Source organism: Flavobacterium anhuiense, from assembly GCF_004151235.1.
Lineage (GTDB): Bacteria > Bacteroidota > Bacteroidia > Flavobacteriales > Flavobacteriaceae > Flavobacterium > Flavobacterium anhuiense_A.
Genome location: NZ_JUIV01000002.1, coordinates 287,223 through 298,581, shown reverse-complemented (window position 1 = coordinate 298,581; position 11,359 = coordinate 287,223). Strand labels below are relative to the sequence as shown.

At 33.7% G+C, this 11,359-nt stretch carries 12 protein-coding genes and 1 tRNA gene; 1 reads left to right on the top strand and 12 read right to left on the bottom strand.

Annotated elements, in window-relative coordinates; translation table 11 throughout:
* Nucleotide 1: 1 nt before the first annotated feature.
* From NU08_RS04145 to NU08_RS04120, 7 genes are all read right to left on the bottom strand, one after another.
* On the bottom strand, nucleotides 2-187 hold the full coding sequence (locus NU08_RS04145) for a hypothetical protein (protein ID WP_129745986.1): 186 nt from the start codon (nucleotides 185-187) through the stop codon (nucleotides 2-4).
* Between the two features lies 1 nt (nucleotide 188).
* A complete protein-coding gene (locus tag NU08_RS04140) occupies nucleotides 189-1,424 on the bottom strand; it encodes a DUF4178 domain-containing protein (RefSeq protein ID WP_129745985.1) in 1,236 nt (411 codons plus the stop codon).
* 3 nt (nucleotides 1,425-1,427) lie between these two features.
* Nucleotides 1,428-1,790 carry an S-adenosylmethionine decarboxylase family protein gene (locus NU08_RS04135; protein WP_129745984.1) on the bottom strand — a complete coding sequence of 121 codons (363 nt, stop codon included), beginning with the start codon at nucleotides 1,788-1,790 and terminating at the stop codon, nucleotides 1,428-1,430.
* 323 nt (nucleotides 1,791-2,113) lie between these two features.
* Entirely contained in the window at nucleotides 2,114-2,338 is a 225-nt protein-coding gene (locus NU08_RS22425) for a transposase (protein ID WP_207214055.1), read from the bottom strand.
* 31 nt (nucleotides 2,339-2,369) lie between these two features.
* Nucleotides 2,370-2,702, bottom strand: coding sequence for a transposase (locus NU08_RS22420; RefSeq protein ID WP_207214054.1), 333 nt, complete (start codon nucleotides 2,700-2,702; stop codon nucleotides 2,370-2,372).
* Between the two features lie 226 nt (nucleotides 2,703-2,928).
* Nucleotides 2,929-3,015, bottom strand: a tRNA-Ser gene (locus NU08_RS04125).
* Nucleotides 3,016-3,075: 60 nt separating this feature from the next.
* Nucleotides 3,076-3,945 (bottom strand): LysR substrate-binding domain-containing protein, encoded by an 870-nt coding sequence (locus NU08_RS04120; protein WP_129745983.1) that lies wholly within the window; start codon nucleotides 3,943-3,945, stop codon nucleotides 3,076-3,078.
* Between the two features lie 90 nt (nucleotides 3,946-4,035).
* On the opposite strand from NU08_RS04120, the gene NU08_RS04115 reads away from it, so the two are divergent.
* Entirely contained in the window at nucleotides 4,036-5,277 is a 1,242-nt protein-coding gene (locus tag NU08_RS04115) for an MFS transporter (RefSeq protein WP_129745982.1), read from the top strand.
* 202 nt (nucleotides 5,278-5,479) lie between these two features.
* On the opposite strand, the gene NU08_RS04110 is transcribed toward NU08_RS04115, so the two are convergent.
* The 5 genes from NU08_RS04110 to NU08_RS04090 form a co-directional block, all read right to left on the bottom strand.
* Nucleotides 5,480-6,508 (bottom strand): asparaginase, encoded by a 1,029-nt coding sequence (locus NU08_RS04110; RefSeq protein WP_129745981.1) that lies wholly within the window; start codon nucleotides 6,506-6,508, stop codon nucleotides 5,480-5,482.
* Entirely contained in the window at nucleotides 6,498-7,634 is a 1,137-nt protein-coding gene (locus tag NU08_RS04105; RefSeq protein WP_129745980.1) for a 1-acyl-sn-glycerol-3-phosphate acyltransferase, read from the bottom strand. The genes NU08_RS04110 and NU08_RS04105 overlap by 11 nt, the downstream gene beginning before the upstream one ends.
* A 63-nt stretch (nucleotides 7,635-7,697) precedes the next feature.
* Nucleotides 7,698-8,477: a TatD family hydrolase gene (locus NU08_RS04100; RefSeq protein ID WP_129745979.1), complete on the bottom strand. Its 780-nt coding sequence runs from the start codon at nucleotides 8,475-8,477 to the stop codon at nucleotides 7,698-7,700.
* A gap of 377 nt (nucleotides 8,478-8,854) precedes the next feature.
* A complete protein-coding gene (locus NU08_RS04095) occupies nucleotides 8,855-10,504 on the bottom strand; it encodes a S41 family peptidase (protein ID WP_129745978.1) in 1,650 nt (549 codons plus the stop codon).
* A gap of 129 nt (nucleotides 10,505-10,633) precedes the next feature.
* Complete coding sequence (locus tag NU08_RS04090; RefSeq protein ID WP_129745977.1) at nucleotides 10,634-11,359, bottom strand: tetratricopeptide repeat protein; 726 nt, start codon at nucleotides 11,357-11,359, stop codon at nucleotides 10,634-10,636.

Below are 11,359 nucleotides of genomic sequence, written 5' to 3'. Positions count from 1 at the left end.
TTTATTTGTGGTAAAAATGATTGTACGATGAACGGCTTCCGCTCGTTGTTGATCGGTAGCTTTCTGTAGTTTCACAATCGCAGATTCTGTTTCCTGCAAGAGTAAAATACATATAAACGCCAAAGCAAAAAACTCCAATTATGAAAGGAGCTAAATTTTGCAGTATAAAATCAGATATTTTCTTCATGTTAATTTTCAGGATAAGGAGAATAAGAGCTGTCTGCCCATCGGTTTTTTTCAGATTGATACTTAAAGAAATAGATCACCGCAAATATACCCGCCATAAAAAGAATTACAAACCAAGCATTACGGCTAGAGGGCTGATTCCAGACTGCTGTAACCTGCATTTCAGTATTGGTCAAATCTTCTGGTGCTTTAAGAGGTGTAATCAAAAGATGATATTTACCAGATTTTACACCGCAAATATTAAATTTTTCAACAGAACTTCCTTCTGTCCAAGATTCGCCATCAGAATAGCCGTGGTAATATTCGATGTCTTTATTGGCATAAATTTCGTCATTTGTTTCTTCGTTGATCAAAGCCACATTTACATTTGCCCAGGAATTATCAACACCTGTAGAAACTTTTATTGTCATAGGCGACGAGCCTCCATTAAGCACAAAACTTTCGCTTGTAATTTCTTTATTGTCAAACTCGGTAAATTTCATAGTTTTCGAGAAAACCTGCTGTTCTACCTGATCTCTGTAAATAAACCAATTCGTAATAAGAATCAACAGAGCAATGAGACAGAAAATAATAGCTGTATTTTTTATATGAAATGGAAAAGGCTGAATCATATTTGTCCCTGTCTGATACGGAAGCACAGCCTGTGGAAATGCTTTTTTGATCTCGCTTTTATTAACATACTCTCCATAATAGGCTATTTCGACGCCATTCATTCTTTCTACAGAAATGATGTTTGGAGGATTGATATATTCAACTAAATGAATTAATTTGTTTTGAGGAAGTTCAAAATCAAAAAATCCTTTTGCATTTATAATTTCAGCATCAGAATATTCAAATATATCAAAATACACTCCTTCGTGGTCTAATACTTTGGGATGATCATGAACGACAAAAGTTTCCTCCATTTCTCTTAACATCATCCAGTGTCCATTAGAAACCGAAAGATAGATAAACTCTTTAGCGTCGTTTTGAAGTATAAATTCAATCCAATCAAAATCGGGATGAATATTCTTTCTTAGAATTCCGGTAACTTTATATTCGCTTCCTCTAAAATTTCCAACTTCGCCAATTACAAGCGGACATGCAAAATAAATATTTTTATATTGAGATCTTTGGCGAAATTGCCCATCTTTATCAGTAGCATATAAAGTCTGACAATGCGGACAGACAAAATTGACTACTTCAAAATCAACATCTAATTCGGTTTCGATATCACAGATATAACAAGGAATCTTCATATCTTATCGGTTAATTTCAAAATCTTTAATAATTTCTGCTTCAAAATAGGCAATATAATCGGCCATAACGGCACGCACTTTATGCGAGTTATCCTGAAGATAATTGCACAAATAAACGTCCAAAGTCAACTGATTGTATTCTGGCCAAGTGTGTATACAAATATGCGATTCTTTTAGGCAGTAGGAAATCGTGAAACTATTATTCTCGAAGTCATGCACCACAACGCCAACTTTCTCAAGATCATATTTTTCTAAAATGGAATTGGTAACTGCAACAAAGCCTTTGCTGTTGGTAAGCTTAGAAATTTCGTCGACATGTAGCGTAACCAGTTTATGCAATCCTGGCGAATAAGGAGGTAAATCCATTAAGTTATTTATATTACACAGGAGCCAAATATATAATATTTCTAGAATAAAATAATGTGGGAAACCGTATTTTGAAAATAACTTTTTAGGACTATGTGTTTGTGATTTTTTCTTTTTTTAGATTTTTAGCAAAATCTGATAAATCAAGATGTTTTGATTATAATTATCAAATTCTTTTTGTTCTAAATCAATATCTTCAAAACTGATTCTATTTTTAATTGAATAATCTCTTTAAAAATAGAGCCGCAATTAATCTCTCTAAAAAAATCGAGACGCGATGAATCTCTTTAAAAATAGAGACGCGATGAATCGCGTCTCTACCGTTATTTCGGATTGTTTTGGTTTAATTTTCCATAAAATTTGTCTTTATTCCAATTCAACGGATTGTTTTCTATATAATTTTGTATGGTTTCAAAAGATTTTTCATTTCTAATGATATGATCATGAAAACGCGGTTGCCAACCGAAATCAGCATGTATTTTTTTCATCTCAAAAGAACATCTTCCTTTATACCATCTTATAATTCTCGAAATATTATCGTGCAACATGGGGTTTTTATTTCCGACAAAACCACCTATTTTATATATTGTTTCGGGTAGAGACGCGAATAATCGCGTCTCTACCCGAAACCGATGCGTTTTTATCAATAATTAAAATCCCATGAACGTGATTTGGCATAATTACAAAATTACCCAATTCGACATACGGAAAATGTTTTGGAATATCTAACCAATATTTTTCTGCCAATATTCCTAATTCCGATGCCTCCAATTTAGAATCAATAATATCTCCAAAATAACATTCCCTATTTTGGGTACAAATAGTTATAAAATAAGCACCTTTTGCACCATAATCCCAATTTTGCAATCGCGAAGATGGAATTCGATATTTATTTTTAAATTTTTGAGACATTGTTTGACAGATTTTTCGAAAGGTGTTCGTAATAATATAATCCTGAAATTAATTGCCGCTGATTTTCCCATTCAAATATTATAAAATCGAAATTGCCCAAAGTTTTTGTTCAATAAGTTTTTTGGACGTGTGGTATTGTAATTTATAATTTGGCAATAGAGACAATTAATAAAAAAACCTCGAAATATACATTTCGAGGTTTGGTATTATTTTAATTGAAAATTTGCAGAGAAGAAGGGATTCGAACCCTCGATACAGTTACCCATATACTAGCTTTCCAGGCTAGCTCCTTAAACCACTCGGACACCTCTCTATTTTGGTCTGCAAATAACACAAAAAAAACTGACTTTACAAAAGTAAAATCAAAGTAACTTTAAATGCTTTTCTTAAATTCTTCCATAAACAATTTTACAGCCTTTTTCTGGTAACCACCCATCGTGAGCATATAAGATTCTCTTTTTGTAGAAACTCCCGTAATCTGAATGGCTTTTAAACTATCCCAGTTTTTTAGTGCTTTTTCGGCCACAATGGTTGCCCAATCGCTATTTTCAACCATTTGCAGTAAAGCGTGAATGGATTGCAGTTCTATCGAAATTTTAGGTTTCATGTTAAACTTCTGAAACAGTTCTTCAACATATTCACGAGAATTTGATCCTTTTCCAGGCAATATCAGCGGAATCTCTTCTATTTTCTTGAAAGGCATTTTGTCTAAATGGGCTAAAGCATGATTTTTAGAAACTGCCATGACCATATTTGAAGTAAACAAAGGTACTTTTTGAATTGGAGCGCCAATTTCGTGTGACGAAATAACTAAAACTAAATCCAATTCATTATTAATCAGTTTTTGCTCTAAAGCTTCTGAAGTACCGTATTCTACAATTATCCTCAAATTCTGGTATCTTTTGGCAAATGCATTTACAACAGGCAAAATCAGTAGCCCGAAAATGTACGTTACGCCAATTCGGAGTTCTCCGCCAATCATTTCGTTTAAATCCTCAATGGCCTGTTTTCCGTTTTCTACATTTTCGACCACTTTTTTGGCATGAATTAGAAAAACAGCACCAGCTTCTGTCAGTTGAACTTTCTTTCCAACTCGCTTAAACAATGGCATTCCAAGTTCTTCTTCCAGTTTTTTTATTTGCTGTGAAAGTCCCGATTGTGTTACAAAACAGAGTTCTGCTGCTTTTGTAAAGTGCAATACTTCAGCAGTTTTGATAAAATATTGCAGTTGATATATTTCCATATTGATAAGTTTTACTACTTATTATCAGTAAAATTATTAATTTTTCTAATGCTATCATAATCCCGACCTTTGTATTAAATATTTAGAGTCATGTTTAAAGCCTTAAAATCAAAAAATTTCAAATTATTTTTCTACGGTCAATCTGTATCAGTTATTGGGACCTGGATGCAGAAAACAGCAGTAAGCTGGATGGTTTACAGTATTACGGGATCTGTATTTTTATTAGGTTTAGCCACTTTTTTAAGTATGATTCCGTCTCTGTTTCTCGCTCCTCTGGCAGGAAGTATTATTGGACGTTACGACAGACACCGCGCTATGATGGTACTGCAGTCTTTAGCAATGCTGCAGGCAGGAACTTTAGCTTTACTGATTTATCTCAAAATTTATAATATCAATTTTATTCTTGCTTTGAGTCTTATTCAAGGGATTATCAATGCTTTTGATATGACCTGCCGTCAGACTATGATGATTGATATTGTTGACAATAAAGAAGATCTGCCAAACGCAGTCGCTCTTAACTCCACCATGAACAACTTTGCTAGAATTGCAGGTCCTGCGCTTGCGGGAATCATCTTGCATCAATATGGAGAAGATATCTGTTTTATCGGAAATTTTATGAGTTATGTGCCTGTTTTAATTTCGCTAATGCTAATGAAAATTACACCGCATGTTAAAGCCGAAAACAAGCTTAAAATGCTGGATGATCTTATTGAAGGACTGGATTACGTAAAGAAAGAAGCTGAAATGGCAAGAATGCTCTTGATGCTAACTTGCAGCAGTTTATTCGTAATTTCTTTTAATACTTTGATGCCCGTTTTTGCGAAAGATATTTTTAGCGGAAACGCCCAAACTTTCAGCTGGTTTGAAAGCGCTGCCGGAATTGGTTCTATTTTATCTGCAATTTATTTAGCCAATCTAAAATCTGCCGAAAATATGAGCAAATTGATGATTTCTGCAAGTTTACTTCTCGGTTTTAGTGTAATTATTTTGGCCGTTTCAAACAGCATCACAATTGCTTTGCTTTGTATGACTCTAAGCGGAATCGGAATGATGGGACAAACTTCATCTATTAATATCTACATACAAACACATAGCTCTGTTAATATGCGTTCCAGAAGTATTAGCTATTATATGATGGCATACCAAGGAATGATTCCAGTAGGAAGTTTAATTATTGGGTATGTTTCTCACTTTTTAGGTGTAAGAGCTACGGTTGCGATTCAGGGAGTTATCTGTATTCTTTCTGTTCTGGTTTATATCTATTACAAAAAACATAAATCAACGGAAAATTTGGAAACTTGTCCAGTTACTTATAAAAATTCCAAGTTTTAAAAGGAAATCCCAAATTCCAATTATCCGTAATCGTGTCATTTCTGTAAAAGTTGGCTTATTGGAACGGTGTTACTTGTGAAGATTTCTCCTTCGTCGAAATAACAAACTGCGTGATTAAGCAAAAATTTTCAATAAAAAAATCCCAAATTCGAACTTTAGATTTTGTTGGAATTTGGGATTTTTTAATATTGAAATTTAAACTTTAAGATATTTCCCCGCGAAGCGCAGTCTCAAAAATATCTTTAAACTCGTTTTGCGGAATATTATGCCCTAACAAATACATTAATTTGGTAATTGCCGCTTCGGTTGTAATGTCTTTTCCTGAAATAACTCCTAACGATTTCAAAGCTGTACTGGTTTCATATTGTCCCATGTTTACGCTTCCGCCTGAGCATTGGGTTACATTTACGATATGCATTCCAGATTTGATGGCTTTTTCTATTAGGTTTAAAAACCAATCTTCTGTTGGAGCATTTCCAGAACCGTAAGTTTCTAGAATAATTCCTCTTAAACCTTTAGTTGCAAGGATTGAAGCCAAAACAATTTCGCTCATTCCTGGGAACATTTTTATAATTGCAACGTGATTGTCTAATTTTTTATGAACGATCAGTTTTGCATCTTTATTTACAGGAAGAAATAAATGTCTGTTTAATTTTAAATGAACACCAGATTCTACCAATTCAGGATAATTTGGTGCTGTAAAAGCTCTGAAATGCTCTGCATTTACTTTTGAAGTTCGGTTTCCGCGATATAATTTATATTCAAAATACAGACAAACTTCTGTGATAACCGGTTTTCCGTTTTCTTGAAGAGAGGCAATCTGAATTGCTGTAATTAGGTTTTCTTTTGCATCGGTGCGCAAATCTCCAATTGGCAATTGCGAACCGGTAAAAACAACAGGTTTTGCCAAATTCTCGAGCATAAAACTCAATGCCGAAGCCGAATACGACATGGTATCAGAACCGTGAAGCACCACAAATCCATCATACGCGCTGTAATTTTCCTCGATAATTGTGGCAATCTTCGTCCACATTTCGGGATTCATATTTGAAGAATCTATTGGATGTTCGAACGAAATGGATTCAATTTCGCAGTCCAATTGCTTAATTTCTGGAATTTTCTGAATTAATTTACCAAAATTGAACGCTTTAAGCGCGCCCGTTTCAAAGTCTTTGCTCATACCGATAGTTCCTCCGGTATAAACCAATAATATTTTTGCTTTAGATGACATCTTGGTATTTTAATTTGTTGACAACAGGATTTGCGTACATAGCTAAAAATCCTTGTCTTGTAATAGGATTATCGCTTCCTATTCTCATTTCTAAACGACGTTCAAAAAGTGATTTTTCGCTTTCTTTATACTTATCAGCAAATCGATTTGTTTCGTTTAAAATATCGTAAGCAATAAAATTAGTTGGCCACAATTGGTAGTTTTTCAAAATAACATCATCAATTGTTTGAGCCAAAGCCTGAACTTGTTTGTTTACATTATCATTTTCTGCCACAATCTGATCGATTTCTGTATCTAAAACATCTCCAACAGAAATATGGATTCTTTTTTTAGTTCCCATAATTCCACTTAAAATGGTCATGAAATCTTCGTTTTTATCTTTTACGTAAACTTCGTTGTTTGCTTCTGCCATTAATTGTGGCATTTTCAAAACATCTGTCGGATCATATTCGTAAGAAATAGAAACTGGAACGATTTTCAGTTTCTTAAAATAATCCATTAAGTTTTCTTCGTCAGAACCCATTCCGATCATTTTTAAAACGCCTGGATTGGTTTCGTCGTTTCCATCTTTTGTTCTTCCTTCTCTTTGAGCAATCCAAACCGAACGATTTTCGCGAAGCAGTAATTGCCCCATATATTCAGACAATAATTTTGAACTTTGAAGCATTTCTCTAGGAGACAAACCTCTCAAAACCAAGAAGTTTCTATTCAATTTTGCTAAAGTTGCCAAAAAAGCTTTTTTAACCAAATTATCACCAATTGCAGATGCTGTCATCACTAAACCATGTTCGAATAAACAAACATTCAATAATGTCGTATCCAAAAGAATATCTCTGTGATTTGAGATAAATAGATAAGAAGTGTTCGGTTCTAATTTTTCAAAACCTGAAGTTGTAAGGCCTTCAGAACTTTTTTCAAGAACTTTCTGAATAGTGTTGTAAATAAAATTGCACTGAAAATCACGAATAGAATGCGTTTTCTTTAGTTGTTCCTTCCAAACCTCATCTTCTACATCCGGAAAAGTAAAGTTCATCATGGTTTTCATCATCGGATGATTTACCACACCACGAAGTGCTTCATTTATTTCGGAATCATAAAACGGTCGAATGGCATCAAATCTCTGCATTATTTATTTGGGTTTAAGTGGGCAAAAGAACAAAAAAAAAATTAAAGTTTTGTAAGGCTTAAGTTAAATACCAAAAACGTCTTTTGAATTTTGCGTTGTAATTGCTGCAATTTCTTCGGCAGAAACACTATAAATTTCGCTTAGTTTAGCTATAACATTGACTAAATAACTGCTTTCATTTCTTTTTCCTCTATACGGAATGGGTGCTAAATACGGTGAATCTGTCTCAAGAACGATGTGTTTTAAATCGATTTGATTTAAAAACTGATCGATTTTTCCGTTCTTAAATGTAACAACACCGCCAATTCCTAATTTCATATTGTAAGAAATGGCACGCTCTGCTTGTTCTAAAGTTCCGGAAAAACAATGAAAAATCCCAAACAATTCTTCAGATTTTTCTTCTTCTAATACTTCAAAAATCTCATCAAAAGCTTCCCTGCAATGAATTACAATTGGCAATTTGTACTGTTTTGCCAGCTGAATTTGTCTTTTAAAAGCAATTTGCTGTTCTTTTAAATGTGTTTTATCCCAATACAAATCGATCCCGATTTCACCGACAGCGTAGAATTTTCTTTTAGACAATTCTGTTTCCACATGCGCCAATTCTTCCAGATAATTATCTTTCACGTAAGTGGGATGCAAACCCATCATTAGGAATATATTTTCAGGATAATTTTTTTCTAAATCGTACATCGATTGTGTAGCAGCAGCATCAATTGCAGGAATAAAAAAACGTGTAATTCCGGCATCAATAGCACGTTGAATCATTTCGTCACGATCCTGATCAAATTCTTCAGAATACAAATGCGTATGGGTATCGGTAATAATGGGTGTTGAATTCAAGTCTGTAATTTTAAAGCGCCAAAATTACGACAATATTAAAAGAATAGCAATTCTGTGCGAGTGGGGTACGAGGATGAAACGGATTCACTTTCTGAAAACACGGATTGTGACGGATTTTATTTTTGTCAGACTGAGCGGAGTCGAAGCCCTAATCGCTAATCTTTGTGGATTCTCAATGCGATCCTTCGACTCCGCTCAGGAAAACAAAAAAAAACCTTTATCAAAGATTAGAACTTTGACAAAGGCCAGAACAATAATCCCCTAATTTTCTTATTCTGACGAACGAAGGACCTCACAAGAAGCTTCGAGGAGAAAACCCCCATTTTTTCTCTCGATCAGCTAGTGCGATCCCTCGTTCCTCAGTACAACAACTGTTTTTATTTTCCTGTTTCTATATATAGCAAAGCGCGTTCCAAAACTTCATCTTTGCCTTGTTGAATGCCTAAAATTGTTGGTTTCACTTCAATATCGGGTACAATTCCTACACGTTGTGTTTCTCTTCCGTCTGGGTAATAAACCCCAATTCCCGAAAACCCTGTATGAAATCCACTAAAATCAAATTCAAACACATTGCCATCTGCTCCCGCAGTCTGACTTCCAATTATTGTGGTATTTCCCGCTGTTTGGAAACACATCGCTGTCCATTCTGACTGGCTTATCGAATTCTCATCCAATAATACAATCACTTTTCCTTTATAATGGTCTTTATTGTCAAAACCTGCATTTCTTCCATCCGTCCAATAAAACTTACCTGGATAATTTAAATAGGGATATGTATAAATTACAAATTTCTCTTCTTTAGCATTTAGAAAGTCTGAAATTACTTTATAAGTCCCTTGCGGATAATTTCTTAGATCAAAAACTATAGCTTTGGTGTTTTTTAAAGCTTCAACCATCTCTGGAACATTTTTAGGTTTTATAACTCCCATATTAACATAGCCAATATTATTGTCGAGAAGTTTAAATTTATCTTTCTTTTTCTGAGCACCTTTTTTAAATTCATTTCTATGCGAATCGTGATAGTTAAACCAAGTCATTGACTTTGTTTCGTACTTTCCATCTTTTAGGAATTCTACGTTTACTTTTTCAGATTCGCTCACTAAAATTGTGCGCAGAACTTTATCCAGAAAAGCAACCTCGTTTGAAGCTGAAACAATATCTCTTTTCTCTTCAATAATTTCTTTAATGCTCTTATCGTTTATTTTAGTAATTACAGTTCCAATTTTAATATTGTCTGCCTCTGCCAAACTATCTCCTAAAATCTCAGTAATCACTAGTTTTTCATCTATTACTTTACCTGTTGCAGGAAAATAATTAAAACTCTTTTTTGCTGTTGCAGAAGACGGGTAAATATGAAACTGGACATGAGTATCATTGAGTTTTGCTGCTACTTTTCTTAATACTTTAAAAAAATCTTCTGGAGAGTTAGACTGAACAACAGAAGGAATCACTTCATTTAAAGCTTCATCCCATTTCTGATCCATTATGTATTTGTATGGAAAATAATACTCCACTACGTTCCAGTATGCATACAGCATTAAAAGCTTTGCATTTTTGTCTGTGTAATCTAGATTAAAATAATTTTTCAAGTTTTTAAAACCGTCAAAAGTAGGTCCAAATTCTTCATTGCTTTGAAACCTATTTTCTTCAATAAACTTTAATTTCTTCGAAAGTTTTTTAGAAAACAGCTTATTATTAAACCAGCTTAAATCAAAATTTTTATCAAAGAACTTTACGTCTTTTGGTATTACAATTGGCGCTATTTCTTTTACAGGCCCCAAATCGTCAATCCAATTTTCTATAATTAAAGAAAACTCTTCTTTGGTTTGTGCTTTATCTATTTTAGGCAATTTCTCCAAAAGCTCATTATCCCAATTCAATTCTCCACTAGCAACCTTAGGATGATAATATTTTAAAAATCCCCAGACTTTACAGGTAGCATAAAGTTTTTCTGTCTCTGTAATTTTAGCAGCGCTAAAAATACTTTGAGAAAAAACAACAAAAAGCAACAATGCAAACTTTTTCATTAAAGGGGCTGGTTTTGGTTAAATGTTTTTTGGCAATTCTTTTAAAAAGAAAATCGAATTTAGAACTAAAATTCCAAATTCGATTGAGGTTTCCCGTAAACGGATAAAATTTTTCTTAATAATTAGAATTTAATCCAATTCTTCCAAAAGCTGTTCTACTTCATCATAATCTTCATAGTCTTGCGAAATAGTCTGTAAAATGGCTTTACAATCATCGTATTTCCCTTGTTTTAGCTTAGACAACGCCAGATTCCATTTGGCCTTTTCTTTATAAACAGAATTTCCCGCTTCTAATTCTTTGAAGATACTTTCTGCTTTTACATATTTGCCAACCTGCAATAATGAAACGGCATAGAAATATTTAATCTCCTCTGAATTGTTTTCTTTCAAAATCATTTCAAAAATCGGAATTGCCGTATCGTATCTTCTCCCATTAAAATTATTCTCTGCCTGCTTTAAAATAGCTTCAGACACACCTCTTTCTGTAAAATAAGCGCTTTCTGGATGATTATAGTCTTCAAAGTTTGGATAATGCTTATAATCAAAGAAAAACAATCCGAACATAATAATTACCGAAGCTGCGGCCGCAAAGTACCATGGTTTAAGAGAAACCACATTCTGTTTATTCTTATTGAAATATTTATCTGAAATTCGAGTTAGATTTTCTTCAAAATCCGCTCTTTCTTGCTCTCTTCCGAATTTATTTTCCAGCTGAAAATGCATTTCTTTGAAACTCTCAAACTCCGAAGCCATTTCTGCATCCTCAGATAATTGTTTCTCCAAATTGTTTTTTTCATCAACGGTCAGTTCGCCTTGAAGATATTGGTCAAATAATATATAGCGTTCTTCGTTCAT